This window comes from Mesorhizobium sp. B2-8-9, from assembly GCF_006439475.1.
In the GTDB taxonomy this organism is placed as follows: Bacteria; Pseudomonadota; Alphaproteobacteria; order Rhizobiales; family Rhizobiaceae; genus Mesorhizobium.
In genome coordinates, this window is the sequence record NZ_VFTQ01000041.1 from 21,888 (window position 1) to 44,275 (window position 22,388).

General features: G+C 63.6%; 26 protein-coding genes. 17 read left to right on the forward strand and 9 right to left on the reverse strand.

The window, feature by feature from the left end; all coding sequences use genetic code 11:
• Positions 1-438 precede the first annotated feature (438 nt).
• The 6 genes from pstS to phoB all read left to right on the forward strand — a co-directional run bounded on the left by pstS (position 439) and on the right by phoB (position 5,636).
• Positions 439-1,497 carry a phosphate ABC transporter substrate-binding protein PstS gene (gene pstS / locus FJ423_RS30510; RefSeq protein WP_140847039.1) on the forward strand — a complete coding sequence of 353 codons (1,059 nt, stop codon included), beginning with the start codon at positions 439-441 and terminating at the stop codon, positions 1,495-1,497.
• Positions 1,498-1,560: 63 nt separating this feature from the next.
• Positions 1,561-2,547, forward strand: coding sequence for a phosphate ABC transporter permease subunit PstC (gene pstC, locus FJ423_RS30515; RefSeq protein ID WP_140847042.1), 987 nt, complete (start codon positions 1,561-1,563; stop codon positions 2,545-2,547).
• A 3-nt stretch (positions 2,548-2,550) separates the two neighbouring features.
• Positions 2,551-3,402: a phosphate ABC transporter permease PstA gene (gene pstA, locus FJ423_RS30520; protein WP_095767368.1), complete on the forward strand. Its 852-nt coding sequence runs from the start codon at positions 2,551-2,553 to the stop codon at positions 3,400-3,402.
• Positions 3,399-4,202 (forward strand): phosphate ABC transporter ATP-binding protein PstB, encoded by an 804-nt coding sequence (gene pstB, locus FJ423_RS30525; protein ID WP_095767369.1) that lies wholly within the window; start codon positions 3,399-3,401, stop codon positions 4,200-4,202. Before pstA ends, pstB begins: the two co-directional genes overlap by 4 nt.
• Before the next feature lie 20 nt (positions 4,203-4,222).
• On the forward strand, positions 4,223-4,930 hold the full coding sequence (gene phoU / locus FJ423_RS30530; RefSeq protein ID WP_095767370.1) for a phosphate signaling complex protein PhoU: 708 nt from the start codon (positions 4,223-4,225) through the stop codon (positions 4,928-4,930).
• A gap of 16 nt (positions 4,931-4,946) precedes the next feature.
• On the forward strand, positions 4,947-5,636 hold the full coding sequence (gene phoB / locus FJ423_RS30535) for a phosphate regulon transcriptional regulator PhoB (protein WP_010911896.1): 690 nt from the start codon (positions 4,947-4,949) through the stop codon (positions 5,634-5,636).
• A 328-nt stretch (positions 5,637-5,964) separates the two neighbouring features.
• Here the strand turns inward: phoB and FJ423_RS30540 are convergent, their stop codons facing one another.
• Entirely contained in the window at positions 5,965-7,206 is a 1,242-nt protein-coding gene (locus FJ423_RS30540) for an ROK family protein (protein WP_140847045.1), read from the reverse strand.
• Between the two features lie 268 nt (positions 7,207-7,474).
• Here FJ423_RS30540 and xylF point away from each other — a divergent pair, with 268 nt between their 5' ends.
• The 5 genes from xylF (at position 7,475) to FJ423_RS30560 (ending at position 12,668) form a co-directional block, all read left to right on the forward strand.
• The gene (gene xylF, locus FJ423_RS30545) at positions 7,475-8,515 is read left to right on the forward strand and encodes a D-xylose ABC transporter substrate-binding protein (protein WP_095767551.1); all 1,041 of its coding nucleotides are present in this window, start codon (positions 7,475-7,477) and stop codon (positions 8,513-8,515) included.
• Between the two features lie 51 nt (positions 8,516-8,566).
• On the forward strand, positions 8,567-8,695 hold the full coding sequence (locus tag FJ423_RS34685; protein ID WP_281409025.1) for a hypothetical protein: 129 nt from the start codon (positions 8,567-8,569) through the stop codon (positions 8,693-8,695).
• Positions 8,696-8,743: 48 nt separating this feature from the next.
• The gene (locus tag FJ423_RS30550) at positions 8,744-10,096 is read left to right on the forward strand and encodes a sugar ABC transporter permease (protein ID WP_140847047.1); all 1,353 of its coding nucleotides are present in this window, start codon (positions 8,744-8,746) and stop codon (positions 10,094-10,096) included.
• A gap of 16 nt (positions 10,097-10,112) precedes the next feature.
• A complete protein-coding gene (locus tag FJ423_RS30555; RefSeq protein WP_095767373.1) occupies positions 10,113-10,913 on the forward strand; it encodes an ATP-binding cassette domain-containing protein in 801 nt (266 codons plus the stop codon).
• 132 nt (positions 10,914-11,045) lie between these two features.
• Positions 11,046-12,668, forward strand: coding sequence for a CHASE domain-containing protein (locus FJ423_RS30560; RefSeq protein ID WP_140847049.1), 1,623 nt, complete (start codon positions 11,046-11,048; stop codon positions 12,666-12,668).
• A gap of 77 nt (positions 12,669-12,745) precedes the next feature.
• Here FJ423_RS30560 and FJ423_RS30565 read toward each other — a convergent pair whose 3' ends face one another.
• The 5 genes from FJ423_RS30565 to FJ423_RS30580 all read right to left on the reverse strand — a co-directional run bounded on the left by FJ423_RS30565 (position 12,746) and on the right by FJ423_RS30580 (position 15,961).
• Positions 12,746-12,991, reverse strand: coding sequence for a YMGG-like glycine zipper-containing protein (locus FJ423_RS30565; protein ID WP_095767375.1), 246 nt, complete (start codon positions 12,989-12,991; stop codon positions 12,746-12,748).
• 256 nt (positions 12,992-13,247) lie between these two features.
• Positions 13,248-13,418, reverse strand: coding sequence for a hypothetical protein (locus FJ423_RS33795; RefSeq protein ID WP_176477012.1), 171 nt, complete (start codon positions 13,416-13,418; stop codon positions 13,248-13,250).
• Between the two features lie 219 nt (positions 13,419-13,637).
• On the reverse strand, positions 13,638-14,588 hold the full coding sequence (locus FJ423_RS30570; protein ID WP_246680359.1) for a sensor histidine kinase: 951 nt from the start codon (positions 14,586-14,588) through the stop codon (positions 13,638-13,640).
• Positions 14,589-14,832: 244 nt separating this feature from the next.
• Positions 14,833-14,997: a DUF1328 domain-containing protein gene (locus FJ423_RS30575; protein ID WP_018429836.1), complete on the reverse strand. Its 165-nt coding sequence runs from the start codon at positions 14,995-14,997 to the stop codon at positions 14,833-14,835.
• 169 nt (positions 14,998-15,166) lie between these two features.
• Positions 15,167-15,961, reverse strand: a complete 795-nt coding sequence (locus tag FJ423_RS30580; protein WP_095767378.1) for a response regulator — start codon at positions 15,959-15,961, stop codon at positions 15,167-15,169.
• Between the two features lie 219 nt (positions 15,962-16,180).
• Between FJ423_RS30580 and FJ423_RS30585 the strand changes: the two genes are divergently transcribed.
• Both FJ423_RS30585 and FJ423_RS30590 read left to right on the forward strand, forming a co-directional pair.
• Complete coding sequence (locus tag FJ423_RS30585; protein WP_095767379.1) at positions 16,181-16,384, forward strand: NepR family anti-sigma factor; 204 nt, start codon at positions 16,181-16,183, stop codon at positions 16,382-16,384.
• 3 nt (positions 16,385-16,387) lie between these two features.
• Positions 16,388-16,939 (forward strand): RNA polymerase sigma factor, encoded by a 552-nt coding sequence (locus tag FJ423_RS30590; protein ID WP_040985057.1) that lies wholly within the window; start codon positions 16,388-16,390, stop codon positions 16,937-16,939.
• A 141-nt stretch (positions 16,940-17,080) separates the two neighbouring features.
• Here FJ423_RS30590 and FJ423_RS30595 read toward each other — a convergent pair whose 3' ends face one another.
• On the reverse strand, positions 17,081-17,464 hold the full coding sequence (locus FJ423_RS30595; protein WP_095767380.1) for a response regulator: 384 nt from the start codon (positions 17,462-17,464) through the stop codon (positions 17,081-17,083).
• Between the two features lie 149 nt (positions 17,465-17,613).
• Between FJ423_RS30595 and FJ423_RS30600 the strand changes: the two genes are divergently transcribed.
• The 3 genes from FJ423_RS30600 to FJ423_RS30610 all read left to right on the forward strand — a co-directional run bounded on the left by FJ423_RS30600 (position 17,614) and on the right by FJ423_RS30610 (position 19,237).
• Positions 17,614-18,366 carry a Crp/Fnr family transcriptional regulator gene (locus tag FJ423_RS30600; RefSeq protein ID WP_140847055.1) on the forward strand — a complete coding sequence of 251 codons (753 nt, stop codon included), beginning with the start codon at positions 17,614-17,616 and terminating at the stop codon, positions 18,364-18,366.
• A 73-nt stretch (positions 18,367-18,439) separates the two neighbouring features.
• Positions 18,440-18,766 carry a DUF883 family protein gene (locus FJ423_RS30605; RefSeq protein ID WP_095767382.1) on the forward strand — a complete coding sequence of 109 codons (327 nt, stop codon included), beginning with the start codon at positions 18,440-18,442 and terminating at the stop codon, positions 18,764-18,766.
• Positions 18,767-18,772: 6 nt separating this feature from the next.
• Positions 18,773-19,237, forward strand: a complete 465-nt coding sequence (locus tag FJ423_RS30610; RefSeq protein WP_140847058.1) for a phage holin family protein — start codon at positions 18,773-18,775, stop codon at positions 19,235-19,237.
• A gap of 15 nt (positions 19,238-19,252) precedes the next feature.
• On the opposite strand, the gene FJ423_RS30615 is transcribed toward FJ423_RS30610, so the two are convergent.
• Complete coding sequence (locus FJ423_RS30615; protein WP_140847061.1) at positions 19,253-20,779, reverse strand: HWE histidine kinase domain-containing protein; 1,527 nt, start codon at positions 20,777-20,779, stop codon at positions 19,253-19,255.
• Between the two features lie 158 nt (positions 20,780-20,937).
• Between FJ423_RS30615 and FJ423_RS30620 the strand changes: the two genes are divergently transcribed.
• Positions 20,938-21,141 carry a hypothetical protein gene (locus tag FJ423_RS30620; RefSeq protein ID WP_095767385.1) on the forward strand — a complete coding sequence of 68 codons (204 nt, stop codon included), beginning with the start codon at positions 20,938-20,940 and terminating at the stop codon, positions 21,139-21,141.
• An 8-nt stretch (positions 21,142-21,149) separates the two neighbouring features.
• Here FJ423_RS30620 and FJ423_RS30625 read toward each other — a convergent pair whose 3' ends face one another.
• Positions 21,150-22,070 carry a diacylglycerol kinase family protein gene (locus FJ423_RS30625; RefSeq protein ID WP_140847063.1) on the reverse strand — a complete coding sequence of 307 codons (921 nt, stop codon included), beginning with the start codon at positions 22,068-22,070 and terminating at the stop codon, positions 21,150-21,152.
• Positions 22,071-22,388 lie beyond the last annotated feature (318 nt).

The following is a 22,388-nucleotide window of genomic DNA, read 5'->3' on the forward strand; positions in this document are numbered from 1 at the left end:
TCGCACCATACCAAAGCAAGCGCCAAGCTCGGACAATCATGACATTGATTCCGCTCTTCGGTTACGGGCGGGAGCAGCGACCGCCGACAAGAAACAGCGTCGACTCTACCCCAACGGACCCTGTTTTCGGCGATGGCCAGGCCATGATCCGCTCTGGCTTACAGGCAACGCACTCTCGTCCGGATTTTATTTCCCGGCGGCCGTCATCCGGCCGCCGGGATAAATTTTGTTTCAAAAGTCAGACAAGTTGCTGATTTCCGCGGCAAACTCCGTCCGGCCCTTCGAGGCCGCTGCGGAACCCTTCCGAGCATCCTCGTCCAGACGTTACCGGGCTGACACGAAACTGTCATGCGACTGTAATAATCGAGGGCTATTGCGCTGACCGGGCGCCGATACAACGGGTGCCGAAAGACCATCTTCCGAACAGGAGCAGGCCACATGAGACATTTCATCCGCTCTGCGGCCGTTGCAATTGCAATGGCTGCGGCATCAACCCTTAGCATGGCCGCCGCGATGGCAGCCGACATTTCCGGCGCTGGCGCCACCTTCCCCTATCCGATCTACGCGAAGTGGGCCGACGCCTACAAGAAGGAGACCGGCATCGGTCTCAACTACCAGTCGATCGGCTCCGGCGGCGGCATCAAGCAGATCAAGGCCAAGACCGTCACCTTCGGCGCTTCCGACGCGCCGCTGAAGGGCGAGGATCTCACCTCCACCGGCCTCGCGCAGTTCCCGATGGTGATGGGCGGCATCGTGCCGGTCGTCAACCTCGAAGGCATCAAGCCGGGCGAGCTGGTGCTCGACGGTCCGACGCTCGCCGACATCTTCGCCGGCAAGATCACCAACTGGAACGACGAGGCGATCAAGAAGCTCAACCCCGACGTCAAGCTGCCCGACCAGGCGATTGCCGTCGTCCACCGTTCGGACGGCTCGGGCACCACGTTCAACTTCAGCTACTACCTGGCCGACGTCAGCGCCGACTGGAAGTCGAAGGTCGGCGTCAACACCGCGCTCGAGTGGCCGGTGGGCATCGGCGCCAAGGGCAATGAAGGCGTTGCCAACAACGTGTCGCAGACCGGCGGCGCGATCGGCTATGTCGAATACGCCTATGCCAAGCAGAACAAGCTGACCTACACCGACCTGATCAACAAGGACGGCAAGAAGGTCGAGCCGACCGCCGCCGCGTTCTCGGCCGCTGCGGCCAATGCCGACTGGAGCTCGCAGCCGGGCTACGGCGTCATCCTGGCCAACCAGGCCGGCGCCGAATCCTGGCCGATGACCTCCGCCACCTGGATCCTCGTCTACAAGAAGCCCGACGACGCCGCGGCGACGACCGAAGCGCTCAAGTTCTTCGCCTGGTCTTATGCCAAGGGCGACGAGCTGGCCGCCGGGCTGGACTATGTTCCGATGCCCGAGGCGGTCGTGAAGAGCGTCGAGGAAATGTGGAGCAAGGACATCGTCGACGCGAACGGTAAGCCGCTCTACTCCGGCATGTAATTCCCGCAAAATAGGGAGGGCGTCTACGGCGCCCTCCTGTCTCTTCGAAATGCGAGGGGCTAAATGACAGCCGTTTCCGAAGCCGCGACATCGTCCGCCATGCGGACCAGAGAAGCGACGGTGCGCCGCTTCGCCGTCACCGACATGGTTTTCCGGACGGCGACGCGCCTTTCCGCCATCCTCGTGCTCGTTCTGCTCGGCGGGGTCGCGATCTCGCTGGTCGCCGGATCGTGGGAGGCCCTGTCGAAGTTCGGCTTCTCCTTCCTGACCACCGAATCCTGGAACCCGGTCACCGAGAATTTCGGCGCGCTCGCGCCCATCTACGGCACCATCGTCACTTCGGCCATCGCCATTCTCATCGCCGTGCCGATCGGCATCGGTATCGCCATCTTCCTGACCGAGCTTTGTCCGCGCCCGCTCAGGCGTCCGATTGGCATCGCCGTCGAGCTGCTCGCCGGCATTCCCTCGATCATCTACGGCATCTGGGGCCTGTTCGTCTTCGCGCCGTTCCTGCAGACGACTGTGCAGCCCTTCATCATCAGTCTTTTCCACGGCATACCGGGGCTCTCCAGCCTGTTTGCCGGTCCGCCCTACGGCATCGGCTTGCTGACCTCGTCGCTGATCCTCGCCATCATGGTGCTGCCTTTCATCACCTCGATCACCAAGGACGTGTTCGACACGGTGCCGGCGGTGCTGAAGGAATCGGCCTACGGCATCGGCTGCACGACCTGGGAAGTGACCCGGCGCGTGACCATCCCCTATACCCGCATCGGCATCATGGGCGGCGTCATGCTCGGCCTCGGCCGCGCGCTCGGCGAGACGATGGCCGTCACCTTCGTCATCGGCAACGCGCACCGCATCAGCGCCTCGCTGTTTGCGCCGGGCACGACGATCTCGGCGACCATCGCCAACGAATTCACCGAAGCCGACGGCAACCTCTATACATCCTCGCTGGTATCGCTCGGCCTGATCCTGTTCATCATCACCTTCATCATCCTCGCGCTCGCACGCTACATGCTGTTGCGCATCGATAGCCGCACAGGAGCCTGACCGATGTCGACTGCCGCATCGCTTCACCAAAGCCGCAAGCGCAAGAATGCCGTGATGATGACGCTGTGCGTCGTCGCGGCGGGCATCGGGCTGGCCTGGCTGGCGCTGATTCTCGGCGCCCTGCTCTACAAGGGGCTTTCCGGGGTGTCGCTCTCCGTGTTCACGGAAATGACGCCGCCGCCCGGCGATGCCGGCGGCCTGCTCAATGCCATCTACGGCAGCATCGTCATGACGATCATCGGTATCGTCGTCGGCACGCCGATCGGCGTGCTGGCCGGCACCTACATGGCCGAATACGGACGCTTCTCGAAGCTTACGACGGTGGTGCGCTTCATCAACGACATCCTCTTGTCGGCGCCTTCCATCATCATCGGCCTGTTCGTCTACGAGCTGATGGTGCGGCCGATGGGGCACTTCTCGGCGATTGCCGGCGCGGTCGCGCTGTCGATCCTGGTGATCCCCGTCGTGGTGCGCACCACCGAGGACATGCTGAACCTTGTGCCCAACGCGCTGCGCGAAGCAGGCACCGCCATCGGAGCACCGCGCTGGGTAGTGATCCGCTCGGTTGCCTATCGCGCGGCGCTCTCCGGCATCGTCACCGGCATCCTTTTGGCGATTGCCCGCATCTCCGGCGAGACGGCGCCGCTTCTCTTCACCGCGCTCAACAACCAGTTCTGGTCGAGCAATCTCAATGCGCCGATGGCCAGCCTGCCGGTAACCATCTTCCAGTTCGCTCTCAGCCCCTACGAGGAATGGCAGCAACTGGCCTGGACGGGCGCACTCATAATCACCCTGACGGTTCTCGGGCTGAGCATCATCGCCCGCAGCCTAACCGGACGCAGAGAGGACAGATGAAACCGATGTTGTCCACCGACCTGAACGCAGCCGACACGACCGTCGAGAAGGCCAAGATCGAGGTCAAGAACCTCAATTTCTACTATGGCCAGTCGAAGGCGCTGAAGGACATCAACCTGTCCCTGCCCGAGCGCAGCGTGACCGCCTTCATCGGCCCGTCGGGCTGCGGGAAGTCGACGCTGCTGCGCGTGCTCAACCGCATCTACGAGCTCTATCCGAAGCAGAGCGCCGAGGGCCAGGTGCTGCTCGACGGCAAGAACATCCTCGACCGCTCGCAGGACCTCAACCTGCTCAGGACCAAGATCGGCATGGTGTTCCAGAAGCCGACGCCGTTCCCGATGTCGATCTACGAGAACATCGCTTTCGGCGTCAGGCTCTATGAGAAGATCAGCAAGGCTGAGATGGACAGCCGCGTCGAGCAGGCGCTGAAGCGGGCAGCACTCTGGAACGAGGTCAAGGACAAGCTCAACGCCAGCGGCCTCAGCCTCTCGGGCGGCCAGCAGCAGCGCCTGTGCATCGCCCGTACCGTTGCTGTGAAGCCCGAGGTCATCCTGCTCGACGAGCCGGCCTCGGCGCTCGATCCGCTGTCGACCGCCAAGATCGAGGAACTGATCGACGAGCTGCAGGCCGACTACACGATCGTCATCGTCACCCACAACATGCAGCAGGCGGCGCGCGTGTCGCGGCAGACGGCGTTCATGTATCTGGGCGAGCTGGTGGAGTTCGACCGGACCGAGAAGATCTTCACCTCGCCCCGCGAAAAGCGCACGCAGGACTACATCACCGGCCGCTTCGGCTGAGCTCATACGAGGACATCATCATGGCCGAACATACCGTCGCTTCCTTCGACGAGGATCTGAGGCAGATCAGCCGGCTCATCAACGACATGGGCGATCTCGCCGCCTCCATGGTCGGCGCTTCGACCAAGGCCCTGCTCGAGACCGACAATGCCATGGCGCAGCGCGTCGTTTCCGACGATGCCATCATGGACGCGCGCCAGCGCGAGCTCGACGACCGCGCCATCACGCTGATCGCCAAGCGCCAGCCGATGGCCGACGACCTGCGCAACGTGGTCGGCTCGATCCGCATGGCGGGCGACCTCGAACGCATCGGCGACCTCGCCAAGAACATCGCCAAGCGCGTCGGCTCGGTCGGCGTCAGCGCCGCGCCGCGTGACCTCACGCATTCGATCGATTCCATGGCGCAGCTGGTGCTGATCCAGGTCCAGGCCGTGATCCAGGAATATACGGTGGGCGACGCCACGGCGCTGGCCAAGCTTCGCAATGACGACGAGCGCATCGACGTCAAATACACATCCGTCTTCCGGGAGCTCCTGACCTACATGATGGAAGACCCGCGCAACATCACCGCTTGCACGCATCTTCTGTTCTGCGCCAAGAATCTCGAGCGCATCGGCGACCATGTGACCAACATTGCCGAGAACGCCTATTATGTGCTGACCGGCACGCAATTGCCCGCGAATCGTCCCAAGCAGGACGAGACGACAATGTCGGCGCCGGCGGCCTGACGAAGGGTACCTGCCAATGATCGCGCCACGCATCATGGTGGTGGAGGACGAGGAGCCGCTTGGGGTGCTGCTCCGCTACAATCTCGAATCCGAGGGTTACCAGGTCGAAGTGGTGACCCGCGGCGACGAGGCCGAAATCCGCCTTCAGGAAAACGTTCCCGACCTGCTCGTGCTCGACTGGATGGTGCCGGCGGTTTCCGGCATCGAGCTCTGCCGGCGCCTCAGGATGCGGCCCGAGACCGAGCGGCTGCCGATCATCATGCTGACCGCGCGGGGCGAAGAAAGCGACCGTGTGCGCGGCCTCTCGACCGGCGCCGACGACTATCTGGTCAAGCCGTTCTCGACGCCGGAGTTCATGGCGCGCGTCAAGGCGCTGCTGCGCCGCGCCAAGCCGGAGGTGCTGTCCAGCGTGCTCAAAGTCGGCGACATCGTGCTCGACCGCGAGTCGCACCGCGTCTACCGCAAGAAGAGCGAGATCAGGCTCGGCCCGACCGAGTTCCGGCTGCTGGAATTCATGATGCGTCATCCCGGCCGGGTGTTCTCGCGCAGCCAGCTGCTCGACAATGTCTGGGGCGAGACGATCTATATCGACGAACGCACCGTCGACGTCCATGTCGGCCGCCTGCGCAAGGCAGTCAACAACGGCCGCATGCCGGACGTCATCCGCACCATCCGCGGGGCGGGTTACGCGATCAGGGAAGATTAGGGCTAAGGCGCCGAGGCGCTGACGGATTCTGTCTCCAGCGTCGGATCGCGTGCATTGGCGGTTAGTCGAGACGCTTGTGCTTCGTCATCCACGGGCGGAGCAAGGAGCGCAGCGACGCAGCGCAGACCCGAGGATCCATTCCGTGATGTCGATGCGTTGCGACAGTCCAGAATTCTGTGCCGCTGCGCTCGACGCGGGAGGTGGCGGCATGGATTCCAGGGTCTCCGCGACGGAGCTTCGCTCCTGCTCCGCCCTGGAATGACGAAGCTGCGGGGCCTTCGCTAATTTCAAGCGTCTGCTGCTGTCCCCGGACCTCTTCAAGGCTGCCTCAGGCCACGTTCTTTCCCGTCCCCGCTCTCGCCTGGCCTCCGGGTGCGAAAATCTCCTGGTCGACGAAGGTCAGCGCACGCATGGCGCAGCCTTCGCGGATCAGCGGCAGTTCGTTCGGCTCGGTGTCGAAGGAGATCGATTCGGAGTGCTGGCCGCCGGCCGTCTGGGCGATCGCCTCGCGCAGCGCCGGCTCGATCAGGTCGAAGGCGGCCGCGCTGACGCCGACCATGGCGACGGGCGCCGGGTCGATGAGAGCGAACAGGCTGCCGAGACCGAAACCAAGCGCTTCGCCGGCCCGGCGGTAAGCCTCCCGTTCGGGGCCGTCCCTCTCGCGCGCCTTCGCGGCAAGGGCCCGCATGTCAGCGTCGCCGACGTCGACCGGCTCGGCGTCCTCGCTCATTTTCATGGCGCTGCGCCAGATCGCATAGTTGCCGGCATAGGCCTCGACGCAGCCGCGGCGGCCGCAGCGGCAAAGCGCCCCGCCCGGGCGGTGAATCATGTGGCCGAACTCGCCGCCGGAGGAATGCGTGCCGGTGAACAGCGCACCCTTGAGCACGAGACCCATGCCGATGCCGTGCGACAACAGGATGGCGATGAAGTCGTCGCGATAGCGCTCCGGGTCGCGCCATTGCAGCGCCACCGCCATCATGTTGCAGTCGTTCTCCATGGTGGCGGAGATGCCGAACTCCTTCTCTAGGATGTCGGCGAAAGGAATGTCGGTCAGCGGCGTTATCGGCGACCACAGCATGGAGCGCGCATGCGAATCGGTGATGCCCTGAATGCCCATGGCGATGCGGGCGACGCTGCCAATGTCGAGGTCGGGATCCTGCAGCCGGCGCCGCACGATCGCCACGCATTCGCCGATCAGCTCGTCGCGGGGCATAACAAGCGTGTCCAGGCGCTGCTGCTCCTCGGCAACAACTTGGCCGGCATAGTCGATCACGGCGACCGACAGGAAGTTCAGAGACAACACCACGGTCAGCACCGCGGCGGCTTCAGGGTTCAGCGCCAGGCCGATCTGCGGCCGGCCGCGTTTCAACGCCGTCGGCTCGCTGGCCTTGCTTTCGGTGAGAATGCCCTCCTGGATCAGGTCGGCGGAGATCGCCGAAATGGTCGAGTGGCTGAGCCCAGTGGTGGCGGCAATTTCGGTTCGTGATGGCTGACCGGCGCGGCGTACCGCCGAAATCACCATGGCGCGGTTGCGCCGGCGCAAATCGTCGTGGCGGATTCCGACCGACATCGTCTCGCACGTCCTCCCCAATCATCGCGGCCTTGTGATAATGCCATGGCCTGTCGCTGACACGCTAGGGATTGTGGCAGAAGCCAGGGGCCATGTCATTATTTATTGCGGATACCGAAAAAAATGCCTGAGCCCATCAAAACCCATCAGAATCTCGGTTGACAGCGCTGTTGTGCTGGACCAGTATTTTTTTGAGGCTCGAAAAAAAGCCTCTGTGCCGGCCTTCGGGCCAGTCTGGGTCGCGCCGCACGGGCGCAGGGAGGATATCATGAAGAAATTTGCAGCCGCCATTCTGGCGGGCGTTGCCATGTCGCTGACGCTGGCGTCTGTCGCCGAGGCGAAGGACAAGGTGATCGGCGTGTCGTGGTCGAATTTCCAGGAAGAGCGCTGGAAGACCGACGAAGCAGCGATGAAGGCCGCCATCGAGGCCGCTGGCGACAAGTATATTTCGGCCGACGCGCAGTCCAATCCGGGCAAGCAGCTGACCGACGTCGAAAGCCTGATCTCGCAGGGCGCCAACGCGCTGATCATCCTGGCGCAGGATGCCTCGGCAATCGGCCCCGCGGTGCAGAAGGCGCTCGATGAAGGAATCCCGGTCGTCGGCTATGACCGCCTGATCGAGAACAAGGACGTGTTCTACCTGACCTTCGACAACAAGGAAGTCGGGCGCATGCAGGCCCGCGAGGTGTTCAAGGCCAAGCCGGAAGGCAACTATGTCTTCATCAAGGGCTCGGGCTCCGATCCGAACGCCGACTTCCTGTTCGCCGGCTCCATGGAAGTCCTGAAGGACGCCATCGACAGCGGCAAGATCAAGAATGTCGGCGAGGCCTACACGGACGGCTGGCTGCCTGCCAACGCGCAGAAGAACATGGAGCAGTTCCTGACCGCCAACGACAACAAGGTCGACGCGGTCGTGGCTGCCAATGACGGCACCGCCGGCGGCGTTGTCGCGGCGCTGACGGCGCAGGGGCTGGCCGGCACCGTGCCGGTCTCGGGCCAGGACGGCGACCACGCGGCACTCAACCGCATCGCGCTCGGCACGCAGACCGTGTCGGTGTGGAAAGACGCGCGCGAGCTCGGCAAGAACGCCGCCGAGATCGCCTCGCAGCTCGCCGACGGCAAGAAGATGGGCGACATCGCCGGCGCCAAGGACTTCACGACGCCCGGCGGCAACACCGTCAAGTCGCTGTTCCTGACGCCGGTCGCGATCACCAAGGACAACCTCAACGTCGTCATCGACGCCGGCTGGATCAAGAAGGACGAGGTCTGCGCGGGCGTGCCCGCCGGCAGCGTCCAGGTCTGCAACTGAGCCTTGCCTGCCTTCGATCAAAATACCCGCGCCGCGGCCAGGAGCGGTTCAATGAACCGCTCCTGGTTTTTGTTGCCGCAATTCCGGACGGAAAACCGCTACGCACTTTTCCTGGGATGCTTTAAAGCCGCGGCGTTTTCAAAAGATTTTGCCGTTCTGCCTCAGGCGGATAGCTTCTAGGCTGAGTTCCGGCATCCGCGCCAGACGGCAAGCCGGTGGGAGGAAATCATGACCGACACGACGTCTACCCAACCGGCGGACACCGCGCGCGCGTCGGAACTCGGCACTGTTGCCCGGTTCCTGAAGGCGACCGAGCTCGACACCCGCATGCTGGGCATGATCGGCGCGCTGCTCCTGATCTGGATCGGGCTGCATGTGATTTCCAGCCTGCGGCTTGGCGTCAACCCGCTCGACTTCGACAGCCGCACGTTCCTGACGCCGCGCAATCTCTGGAACCTGTCGGTTCAGTCTTCGGCCGTGGCGATCATGGCCTCCGGCATGGTGCTCGTCATCGTCATGCGCAACATCGACCTGTCGGTCGGGTCGGCCGAAGGGCTGATCGGCATGGTCATGGGCTTTGCCCAGGCGCATTTCCTGGTTCGCTTCGTCGGGCTTGAACTGGGAAACCCCTGGATCTGGGTTCTGGCGTTGCTGATCGGCCTGGCGCTCGGCCTCATCATCGGCGCCTTCCAGGGCTTCGTTATCGCCTATCTCGAAGTGCCGGCCTTCATCGTCACGCTTGGCGGATTGCTAGTATGGCGGGGCGCTGCCTGGTGGGTCACCAGCGGTCAGACCGTTGCGCCGCTCGACGCCACGTTCCAGTTGATGGGCGGCGGCCCGGCGGGCTCGATCGGCGCCAAATGGAGCTGGGCCGTCGGCATCGTCGCCTGCCTGGCGGTTATCTTCATGCATTTCAACGGCCGCGTGCAGCGCAAGCGCTTCCGCTTCCCGCTGCGTCCGGTCTGGGCCGAGACGCTGCTTGCCACGGTCACCTGCGCGGTCATCCTGGGCGCGGTGTGGCTCGCCAACTCCTATCCGTGGCCGGTCGGCATCGTGAACCGCTACGCCGCGGCCAACAACATCACCGTGCCCGAAGGCGGGCTGTTCATCGCGCACGGTATCGCCATTCCGGTGCTGATGGCGGTCGCCGTCGGCCTGATCATGACCTTCGTCACCAAGCGCACTAGATTCGGCCGCTATGTCTTTGCCATCGGCGGCAACCCGGAAGCCGCCAATCTTGCCGGCATCAACACGCGCTGGATCACCATGAAGGTGTTCATGATCATGGGCGTGCTGGCGACGATCGCGGCGGCGATCTCGTCGGCCAGGCAGAATTCCTCGACAAACGCGCTGGGGACGCTGGATGAACTGCTGGTCATCGCCGCGGCGGTCATCGGCGGCACGTCGCTCGCAGGCGGTTCCGGAACCGTGCTCGGCGCCATGCTGGGCGCATTGCTGATGCAGTCGCTGCAATCCGGCATGGTGCTGCTCGGCGTCGATTCACCGCTGCAGAGCATCGTCGTGGGCGCCGTGCTCGTCATCGCGGTGTGGCTCGACACCCTCTATCGCAAGCGCGTCTGATAGCAGGAGAAGGACCATGGCTGAAAAATCGTCTCCCGCCGGCGTTCCGCTGGTCGACATGCGCAACGTCTCGATCGCCTTCGGCGGCATCCGCGCCGTCGACGACGCATCTGTCGATCTTTTCCCCGGCGAAGTGATGGCGCTGCTCGGTCACAATGGCGCCGGCAAATCGACGCTGATCAAGATCTTGTCCGGCGCCTATAAGCGCGACAGCGGACAGATATTCATCAATGGCGAGGAGGCTTCGATCTCCAATCCGCGCGACGCCAAGAAATATGGCGTCGAGACGATCTATCAGACGCTGGCGCTGGCCGACAATGTCGATGCCGCGGCCAATCTCTTCCTCGGTCGCGAGCTGATGACGGGTTGGGGCACGCTCGACGACGTCGCCATGGAAGCCGAGGCGCGCAAGGTGATGGGCCGGCTCAATCCGCGTTTCCAGCGCTTCAAGGAGCCGGTTATCAAGCTATCGGGCGGACAGCGGCAGTCGGTGGCGATCGCGCGCGCGATCCTGTTCAACGCCCGTATCCTGATCATGGACGAGCCGACTGCGGCGCTCGGCCCGCAAGAGACGGCGCAGGTCGGCGAACTGGTCAAGCAGCTCAAGGCCGACGGCATCGGCATCTTCCTGATCAGCCACGACATTCACGACGTGTTCGAGCTCGCCGACCGGGTCTGCGTGATGAAGAACGGCCAGGTGGTCGGCACGGCGCGCACGACCGATGTCACCCAGGACGAGGTGCTCGGCATGATCATCCTCGGCAGATGCCCGCCAGGCGCCATTCCGGGCCCGGGGGCGCTGAAGATCGCAGCATGAAGTCGAACTGATAGCCGGCTAATTAACGGCTGCGTGATGTACCAGCCGCGGTGATGGTTTGACCGCGCCATTGTGTTGGCGCCGAGACTTGCCCATAAAGATCGTCGACCGTCCACGGGCCGCATCCTTGATTTGAAGAAGCTCTTTCCGATCGTTGCCTTTGTCGCCGTCGCGCTGATCAGCCTGACCATGGCAGGGTTCGCCTATTTCGCGACGCAAGAGGCGGCGCGGATCAAGTTCGAGGGCACGGCCGACGACGCGCTCAACCGCATCGAGAGCCGCGTCGACCTGCATCTGTCGCTGCTGCGTTCGACGCAGGCGCTGTTCGATGCCCGCAACGGCGACATCTCGCGCGGCGAATTCAAGGCCTTCTTCACCGCCCTTGACATCGACGACAATTTCGCCGGGCTGCGCGGCATCGGCTTCCTGAGGCTCGCCAAGACCGGCGACGAGGCGGCGGTGGAACGCGACATCCTGCACGACCATGGGTCGGCGCATCCGATCTATCCTGCCACGACGCAGCAATGGCGCACGCCCATCGTGCTGTTCGAGCCGCTCGCTGCCTCCAACCAGTCGATCATCGGCTTCGATATGTTCACCGAGCCGGTACGGCGCGCGGCGATCGAAACGGCGATGGCAGACGACCGGCAGCATGCGAGCGGTTTGGTCCAGCTCGGCCAGGGCGCCGGCGTGGCGCAGACCTTCACCGGGTTCCTGGTTTTCGTGCGACTGAACGTCGAAACCGCGCCCGAGGTGATCAATGCAAGCCGCTCCTCCACGTCCGGCTTTCTCTACGCTGCCTTCCGCGCGCAGGACTTGTTCCAGGTCGCGCTCAGCCGTTCTCCGCTGCTGCCGGTCAATGTCGAGGTCTATGACGGCAAGCCCGAGGACGGCAATCTTCTGTTCCGTTCGGAGGCGCCGCCTGCAGAACGCATCGGGGCGACGCTTCTGGCGCGTCGCGATATCGTTGTCGCGGGCCGGCCCTGGACCGTGCTGTTCAGGCCGACAAGCGCCTTCGAACCGCCGTCCTCGCGCGCCATTCCGGTGATGCTCGGACTGTTCGGCCTTTTGCTTGCCGGCGCCATCGCGCTGGTGGCGCGCTACCAGGAGCGCGCCTATGAGGCGAAATCGGCGCTGCATGAGGCGACCGAAAAGAGCCTTCTGGAAAAGGATCTGATCCTGCAGGAGATGAAGCACCGCATCAAGAATTCGATCACCCGCGTGCTGGCGATCGCGCGACAGACGGCGTCGCAAGCCACCGACGTGAAAGAGTTTTCGGCTTCGTTCTCGGCGCGCCTGCAGGCCATGGCTGCATCGCAGGACATGCTGACCCGCTCGCGCTGGCAGAAGGCCGATCTTGGCGACCTGCTGCGCATCGAGCTCGGGCAGGTGTTCGGCAAGGACCTTCCCGACGGCGTGTTGTCAGGGCCGGAAGTGCTGCTGGACGAGACGACGACGCAGGCGCTCGGGCTGACCTTCCACGAACTTGCCACCAACGCGCTGAAATATGGCGAGGCCGGCAGTTCGGTGGGCGCCCTCAAGGTCGACTGGAGCGTCAACGGCCGCGGTCGCGAGCGGACGCTGGTTCTGAACTGGCGCGAGGCGGGTCAGAAGGAACTGGAAGCGCCAGTCAAGACCGGCTTCGGCACCAAATTGATAGATCTCAACGTCACGCGCGAGTTGCGCGGCACCATCGCGCGCGACTACCACGCCGACGGCTTGAAGGTGGAAATCAGGATCCCGCTGGGCGCGTAAGGCAAAACAGCGACTTGAATTTGAATTTAGAGCAAACCGGAGGCCGGCTGCCGGCCCCCGGTCTTTCCCGTGCTGAACTAGTTGCAGCGAGCCGTGTAGATCCGGCCGCGATGATCGCGATACTGACAATAGCCGTTGCGCAGGTTGCGAACCAGAAGGCCCGACCCGGCGCCGACGGCCGCGCCGATCAGCGCACCCTTGCTGCCGCCGACCAAGCCGCCCACGCCGGCGCCGATCAGGCCGCCGCCGACGACGTCCTGCTCGGTCGTTGTGCAGCCGCTGACAGCGACCACGGCAACCATGGCAATCATCATCTTCCGCATAGAATTGCTCCTCACTTTTGTCCTCACTTTCGGCAGTGCCAGCAACCATTTAGCATGAAAAAAGGTGCTTTGCCTGCCCGATTTTACTGTTGCCTAACGTAGTGTTTTCGGAACGCTTGCCGTTCGACGCGACAAGCATGCCGGGCACCTCTAGCGTTGCGAATTGCGTGCCGTCGGGCCGCACATTCCCGACGATCTGATCGCAGTCGTCCAGCGCGGAATCCATAGTGGCCGACAGTCAAAGTCGCGTGCGGGGTCAGAACAATTGCCAGGCCGCGGTCAAGGCCACGGCGGCCAGAAGCGCGATCGCGCCCAGGCGGAGCGAAAGGTGCGACGACCGCGGCGCCCGCGGCAGCTCGGCATCCTGGAAGCCGCTCATCGAGACGCGGGCGGCCTGCTCCAGCCTGTTCATGTCGGCAACCATCATTTCAGTCTCCCCAGGTCGCGCCGGGGCGCGGGTGGGTTTCCGGCGCATCGTCAGCCGGGAGCACAGGATCGGACTTTATGGTGAACAGCCGGTTAAAGCGCCTCCGCCGCCAAAGCGCTCCCGTCTCCGTCTGACGCAATTGCGGACGGATGGCTACGGCTAAGCCGCCTGACCGTCGCGCACTTTGCCTGGAATGTTCCTACGCCATCGACCGCGCTATCAATCCGTCTCGAAATTCCCGTGCGGGACTGTGAGACGGTATTCCATCCGGTCTCTGCCGATTTCCAGCGTCGCGGAGCCATTCAGCGACATCGGCACGACGCGTTCCAGCGCCACGCTGCCGAAACGCTTCTCATTGCGCTGCGCGTCGCCGACCGCCTCCGTCCAGGTCAGCAAGAGGTTGGGCGAGGTTCCGTCTTCAGCCTCGAGCTTGGCGCGCACCTCGACATGGCCGTCCGGCCGCGACAGTGCGCCATAGCTCACTGAGTTGACGGCCAACTCATGCATGGCGAGACCGATATGCAGGGCAGCGTTGGGGTTGAGGTAAGGATTTTCGCCCGCGAACCGCAGGCTTTGAGCCAGATCGCTGCTGTAGCGGCCGACCTGGCCGGATACGAGCTCGTGCAGCGCTGCTCCTCGCCAGTTGGAGGATGTGACGAGATCCTGCGAAGACGCGAGTGATTGCAGCCGGCCGCGAAACCGCGCCAGGAACTCGCCGAGCGTCTCCGTATACCGCCCGGTCTGAGTGGCGACGCTCTGGATGATGGCGAGCAGATTTTTCGATCGATGGCTGACTTCGCGCAGCAATGTCTTGAGGGTCTGCTCGCGGCGTTTCTGCTCCGTCGTCTCCACCATCGTCGTGACGACGCCGAGGACATCGCCGGCTTCCCCCCGGTCTGCATCGATCCAAAGCTGGAACCAGCGCACCCCCTGGTGCCCCGGAATGCTGAGCTCGAGCTGGTCCGGGTTGCCGGATTCGATCACCTTGAGTTTGGCGGCCCTTATGCGTTCGGCCTGCGCCGGCGAGAGCAAGTCCTTGCCGTCGGCTGTATCGGCGGCCCAGGGCGCGTTCATGTTGCGCGCCCAGACCGTTTCCATCTGCCGATCCTGGTAGAGAACCGAAATCCCTGCATTGTGCAGGGCGTGAAGCAAGGCCCGCCCCACCTGCATCCCGCTTTCCGAGGGATGCATTGCGATCACTTCGCGCTTTTCGACCCTGTCTTGCGTGGGACCTTGGGAAGGCATCGGAAATCCCCCACTCGGCCCTTGAACGGCCTAATCCGCAACTTGTTCCGCACGAGACGACACCCTGAAATTGGGCTTTCCAAAAACGGTCCGCCGGACGGTGCTCTTTCGAGGCGCCGTCCGGCGGTGGCTGGAAACCGTTTGAGGGGTGCGGCTTCCAGTGTTGCGGTCAGGCTCTTCTGAAGAGGCCCGCAATGAGCGAAATCACCAGGAAGGCGAGAAAGATGAAGAACAGGATTTGCGCGATGCCTGCCGATGTGCCGGCGATGCCGCCGAACCCAAGCGCGCCGGCGATGATCGCAACTACGAGAAATACGAGCGCCCAGTACAGCATGATGCGTCTCCTTCTTATGTCGGGAAAAGAACGTGGCCAGATGCCGTTTGTTCCACCATTTGCTGAAAAAGACGATCCCCCAAAGCGAGCTTTTCAGACCGCACACAGCCAAGCATCACGCATGGCGCGAAGCCCTCGCATGACGTTCGAGATCCAGCTTCGGAAGGGATCAGGCGGCGGCCTTGGCCTGACGGTCGAAGAACAGGGCCTGGCTGATCAAAGCCTTGACCATGTCGGGATTGAACGGCTTGGTGACCAGGAAGGCCGGCTCGGGCCGTTCGCCGGTCAGCAGGCGTTCAGGGAAGGCGGTGATGAAGATCACCGGCACAGGCGTCGAGGATAAAATCTCGTTGACAGCTTCGATGCCCGAGCTCCCATCGGCGAGCTGGATGTCGGCCAGGACCATTTTCGGCCGCGTCCTGCCGAACAAGGCCACAGCCTCGGCATGCGTGCGCGCCGTGCCGACGACGCGGTGGCCGAGGCTCTCGACCATCTCCTCGATATCCATGGCGATCAGAGGCTCGTCCTCGATGATCAGCACATCGGTCGCAACTTGCCGAGAAATCTCGTTGCTCGCCTGGGCAAGCAGCTCCGAGAACTCATCCTCGTCGACGTCGAGGATCTCCGCCGCCTCGTCCTCGCTGAAACCCTCGACGGCAACCAGAAGGAAAGCCTGCCTCGGCAGGGGCGCGATGGCATTCAGATTGGCCGCGGCCCGTTGCTCCCAGGCGGTCTGCGCCTGTTCCTGCGGCACGCGGATGGCCACGGAGGTGAACAGCCTGGCGAAAACCTTGTACAGCGCAATACGGTCGCTCGAGGCTTCGGGGAAGATATTGGTATCGGCGATAATGGCTTCCAGCATCGCGGCGACCAGCGCGTCACCGCTCTCCTGCGATCCCGACACCGCGCGCGAGAAGCGGCGAAGGAACGGGAGATGCGGAGCGATGGTTGCGGACAGACTCATTATTGACGTCTCCCTCAGATGACGTTTCATGTTCAAGGCCGCATTGGTTGCAAGCCCCTCTGCATCAAACGCCGGCTTCCGGAAAAAGTTCCGCCCGGCCGCGGAACTAAATTAGCAGGCAAGCGTTTCGGATCCAGGGATGGGCAACCAGACGAGGATTCCGCTTGCGTTGTGGTTTGAAATCGAAGAGCGGCTCGGGTGCTGGAAATTAGGGCGATTATGAAGGAAATGTCAAAAAAACAGATGGCTGATGCCGCAAGCAGGCATCGGAACGGGGATGGCAATCCGCTTGGTGCAAACTCCGAAATCGCTCGCAAGCTCAAGCAGTATTATGACGAACTGGTCTCGGATCATGTGCCGGACCGTTTCGCTCAGCTGCTCAGCCAGCTGGAACAGACCGAACCTGCCCAGAAAAAGGACTGAGGCATGGCGGCGGTATCCCAGAGCTTCAAGACCGAGCTGCTCGGCGCGATCCCGAGCCTGCGGGCTTTCGCCGTGTCGCTCACACAGAATGCCGACCGGGCCGACGACCTCGTCCAGGAAACGCTGGTCAAGGCATGGGACAAGCATGAGAGCTTCCAGCCGGGCACCAATTTGAAGGCTTGGCTGTTCACCATCCTGCGCAACGAATTCTATTCGCAGATGCGCAAGCGCGGCCGCGAAGTGCAGGACAGCGACGGCATCATGACGGCCAGGCTTGCCGTTCATCCGGCTCAGCATGGCCAGCTCGATCTCAAGGATTTCCGCGGCGCGCTCGAGCAACTGCCCGAGGACCAGCGCGAAGCCATCATCCTGATCGGCGCTTCCGGCTTCTCCTATGAAGAGGCCGCCGAGATCTGCGGCTGCGCGGTCGGCACGATCAAAAGCCGCGTCAGCCGGGCGCGCGCCAGGCTGCAGGAGATCCTCAAGATTTCCGGAGAGGACGAGTTCGGACCCGACGCGATCTCGGCGCAGGTCACAGGTTCGAACGCGGCTTAACTTTCGGGACGCGAAGGCGACAAGTTCCTGCTCGCGCCATTCGGCGCGCTTGACGTATCCGGCATTTGCTTGAGGAAGCCGGACTCGCACCGGCCATGATGTGAGCACGCAGGCGGCCTGAGATTGCCTCGGCGGCGACCGTCAGGCCGCCGGAGCGGCCCGTCCGCAGGCGATCGCCACGGCTTCGACGAGATCGTCGCCCGAGTAAGGCTTGGTCACCAGTCGAACGTCGGGGAACGAGTTCTTGACTTCGTCGGAATCCGAATAGCCGGAGGCGAATACGAACGGCACGCCCTCTGCGCGCAACCGCGCGGCGAAATCCAGGGTCGACACCCCGCCAAGCATCAGATCGACAACTGCCGCGTCGAAGCTCGAAGGCAGCGCCTGCCCGTCAATGTCGGCGATCTCGCGCGCGATCGTCACATCCGCGGCGCCGTGGTCACGGCAAAGCTGCTCGACATCCATCGCTATCAGGAACTCGTCTTCGAGGACGAGAATGCGCAATCCGTCAAGCAATGCTGTCACCTATGGGGTATCTCCTTGGCAGACGCACTCATGCGCGCAATCCGTCACGATGTCATTTAAAAAAGACATGGACATGACCCCGGCGGAACCGCTGCCCCCCTCAAACGTTTCCTTGCGTCCCTAGGGCAGGGATTTCGAAGAGGGGTCGAATGTCCGGACGTTTGGTTGCCACTCGCCAATATCCTTGTGAAAAATGCCCGCTGCGGCCGCTGCCGGCCTTCCGCGAATTCGACGAGCAGGAATTGTCATTTATCGACACCTTCAAGCGTGGCGAATTGGCGGTCGACAGAGGTGCGACCGTGCTGGTCGAAGGCAGCCACAGCGCGCATCTTTACACGGTGCTGTCGGGTTGGGCGTTCCGCTACAAGCTTTTGCCCGACGGGCGCCGGCAGATCCTCAATTTTTCCATGCCTGGCGACCTCATCGGCCTGCAGGGAAGTCTGATGGGCGAAATGCAGCATTCCGTCGAAGCCCTGTCGCCGATGCTGCTTTGCGTTTTCGAACGCGATCAGCTGCAGGAACTCTATCGCAACCATCCCGGCCTTGCCTATGACATCACCTGGATCGCGTCGCGCGAGGAGCGCATGCTGGATGAGAACCTGCTCAGCATCGGCCGCCGTACCGCGCTTGAGCGCGCCGCCTACCTTATCGCCTTCATCGCCCGCCGGGCTCGCGGCGCCGGCCTCAACGGCAAGACACCGGTGCAGATCCCGATCACGCAACAGCACATCGCCGACACGCTCGGCCTCTCGCTGGTCCATACCAACAAGACGATCCGCAAGCTGATGGACCGCAAGCTCATCATGTGGCGAGACGGCGGCTGCGAAGTGATCGACTATGACGGGCTGAAGAAGCTTGCCCGCTGGGAGGGGCTAGGCGAGGAATGCAGGCCGCTGATCTAGGTTTGGCTTGCGACGACCGGAACCATGGCGCCGAACGGGCGTTGAAACCAACGCAAACACAAGGAGTTAGAGAATGGCAACCGCCGCAGGCAAATCCGCCACAGACGAAGCAACCGCCGCCGATCTGGAGGCCGATATTGAGCAACTGAAAGCGGACATCCAGCGACTCACCGAGCAACTCGCCACGACCGGTCAACACGGCTACGGCGCGGCCCGTCGCGCTGCCGCGGACGGCGTCGAGCAATTGCGCGCGCAGGGCGAAGCCGCGTTCGAGAGCATGCGGGGAAGAGCCGAGGATATCGAAGCGCAGCTGATCGCCAAGGTGCGCGAGAAGCCGGTGACCTCGCTGGCCATCGCGGCGGGCGTCGGTTACCTGTTCGCCCTGCTTTCCCGCCGCTAACCGCAGATGGGGGCGCTTGTCTCGCTGATCTCGGCCCTCGCCTCGGGCGAGGCGATGGCCGCTTTGCACAGGGCGCGGACCGCGGCAATCCTTTACGGGCTTGCCGCCATTTTCGCCGTGTGCGGTGTCGGCTTCCTCATCGGCGCCGCCTACATCTGGCTGGCGGTCCGCTACGGACCGATGGCGACCAGTCTCGGCTTCGGCATCGGCTTCCTGGTGGTTGCCGGGCTCATCCTCGTCATTCACAAGCTGGCGGCCGGCATGCGCAGCAAGCGCCGCGCGCGGCGACGCCAGGCCAATATGACGGCGGCGGGCGTTACCGCCGCACTTGCCTTGCTTCCGGCCCTCGCCAAAAGCAAAGGCGGTCTTGGAGCCGTTGTCGCGCCTGCCCTGGCGGTCGTCGCGTATGCTATCTATCGCGAGAACACCAAGTCCGGGCCGTCGAAGCCGGACCCGGAAAACTTGCCTTGAGCAGTGCCGGAGCGGTCATTTCAAGGACGGCTCGAGCGGTATCGATATTTCGGCGAAGACGCCATCCGGGCGAAATTCGTGGATCACCTCGCTGTCGATGACCTTGGCGAGGCTGCGGCGGATCAGGATCGAGCCAAAACCCTGGCGATCCGGAGGCTCGACCCGCGGCCCACCGCTTTCGCGCCAGGTCAGCACCAGGCGGCGCGCGCCTTTGCGGCCTTGCGTCTTCCAGTCGAGATCGACTTTTCCCGACGGCGCGGAGAGCGAGCCGTATTTCATCGCGTTGCTGGCGAGCTCATGCAGGATCAGGCCGAGCCCGACCGCTTGATCGGGTGAGAGCAGAAGCTCGGGACCCGAAATCGCGATACGCGGCTGGCGGCCCGTGTCGAAAACCCTGACCTCGATGCGTGCCAATTCGCCGATGCCAATGCCGCGCCATTCGCGGTCGGACAGCAGATTATGGGCGGCGCCGAGCGCCTGCAGCCTGGCACCGAAGGCCTCCAGGAACACACTCGGCTGGCGAGCGTGGCGGACGGTCTGCGTCGCCAGCGCCTGCACGGTCGCCAATGTGTTCTTGACGCGGTGGTTGAGCTCACGCAGCAAGAGGCGCTGCCGCTCGTCGCCGAGCTTGCGCTCGGTGATGTCGTAGTTGACGCCGAAGATCAGCGTCGGCTTGCCCTCGCCATCGCGTTCGATCACGCGTCCGCGCGTGGCGATCCAGCGGGGTGGATGGACCCCCTTGACCCGGTACTCGCCAAAATAGTCGTCGCTGCCGCTCAGCGCGTCGCGGAAACGCGTCTCGGTCTGGTAGACGTCGCGCGGGTCGATGGCGCGCAGGATGTCGCGCGCCTTCAGCCGGTTCGAAGGCGGCAGGTTGAAAAGCTCGGCCAGAAGCGTGTCGCATTCGATCATGTCGGTGCGTATGTCCCACGCCCAGCTCGCCAGTGAGGCGGCGTCGAGCGCGATGGCGCGGCGCTTTTCCTCGCGCGCCAGTTCCGCCTTGGCGATGGCGCCGTCGCGGGTGGCGTCCTTCAGCGCGAACAGGCTGGCCGCGAGGTCGGCCAGCATTCTCAGCTTCGCCACCTTGTCCTCGGCCGGAAACGGTCTCGGCTGGCGATCGAGCACGCAGAGCGTACCGATCCTGGCACCGGCCACCATCATCGGCACGCCGATAAAAAAACAGATGTGCTGCTTGCCCGTGACCAGCGGATTGTCGGCGAAACGCGGATCGAGCGTGGCGTCGGTCACCACCATGGGATCGTCGCTGGCGGCGATGGCGTGGGCGCTGAAGGAAGTGCTGGCCGGCGTCTCCTTCTCATCGAGGCCGATGCGCGCCTTTAACCGCCGGCGACTGCTTCCGATCAGGCTCACCACCGCGACAGGCGCTTCGGCGATTGCCGCAGCGAGACCGGTGATACGGTCGAAGTCCGGATCGGTTGCGGTATCCATGGCGCCCAGGCCCTGAAGCAGGGCGAGCCGTTCCGCATCGATCACGACGCGGCTGACGTCCGCTGGCAAACTATCCGCCTTGCTGCTCACCATTCCCTCAAAACGCCACGCAATCGGCCATCATATACACGCAATCGGGTTGCCGCATGCTTGCGGGGCGTCTTTTCCGACACGGAACCTTCCCGAACAGGATCCGTTACCGACCATGTCGTGCCTGAAGCGCCCGCCGCCGCGCAGCATGGAGGCCAATCGTGACCAAGATCGTACCTGAAGACAAAGCTCGCCAGGGGCATTGGGGCTGGCACGCCCTCAGAATCCTCATCGCCGGGCTGCTGCTCGCCTTCATCGCGTGGGGCGCGGTCGAGATCTACGGCGAGCTGATCAAGTCGCCGACGACCCAGCAGAACGTGCCGACGGCGCCGCCCGCCGAGCAGAAATCCACTCAAGGCAGCTGATCTTTCCATCACGCCGCCTTCGCCTGCGCATTGCGGGACGGGACAAGCACGTTCAGGGCGCCGGGGTGAATCTCGACCGTGGTTTCCCTCTCCAGCCTGATCAATTCGCCGTCCAGCACCGCGCTGAACTTCCTGGTGGGCGAACGGATTTTCAGCACGACCTTGCCAGCCTGATGCACTTCGACATGCGCGCTCTGGCGCAACCTGCCGCGCAGCATGTCCAGCAGCAGCTTCGCCAGATGATGACGCCGGCGCGCGACGCTGACATAGATGCCGAGCACGCCGCCAGCCGGGTTGTCGGCATAGGGCAGGTGGCCTTCGCCGAACAGATTGTTGGAGATGCCGATGCCGGTCGTGCGGGTGACGATCTCGGCCTTGCCGATGCTCAGGCTCACCTTGAGCGCCGGCGGGTTCTTGATAGCCGCCCACGCCGCGCGCACGGACGCCTGCATCTTTCCAAGGCGCGAGCCGAAATCCATTTTCTCGCGCAACTGGACCATCTTGGCGTGCATGCCGACGGAGAACTGATGCACGAAAGGCTGGCCGTTGGCGCTCGCCATATCGACGGCGATCACCTCGCCGTCGGCAAAGGACTGCAACGCCGCTTCCAATGTCTGCGGGATGCCCAGGCCGCGCGCAAACAGGTTCATCGTGCCGGCCGGCAAGATGGCCAGGGCCTTCTTCTTGTTCATGAGGAGGGATGCCGCGGTGGAAATCGTGCCGTCGCCGCCTCCGGCGAGAACAACGTCGATATTTCGCCTGGCGATGACCTTTTCCAGCGCCGTGGCGACGTCGCGACCGGCAACGATGTCGATCTCGACCGAATGCCCCGCCGCTTCGAGTGTCTGACGCAGCTTTTCGGAAAATGCTTCCATGTCGATGGTACGGAGGGTGCCGCCGTCCTGGTTCAGCACCGCAGCAAACCGCATATCGCGCTCCGTGTTCGGGTCACTTTGAGCCGGCAGACCCTCAGCCGCAGGCTGAAACGAGGAGGCCGCCGCAAAGGTTCCGCCGGGAGGTCAGCAATCCACGGACGCGTGAACGCGTTGCGGTTGGAACAACCCTCCTGTCACAACGTTGTGAACCTGTAGACATTGCCGCTTCCGACCTGCCGTCAAGAGGCTGGCCAAGGAGCGTCATGCACAGATCAGGCACGAGGAGAGACCACCATGATGATCCGCACTCTTTTTGCGACGACCGCGATCGCAACCCTTCTAGCAACCGGCGCTTTCGCGCAGACGACGCCC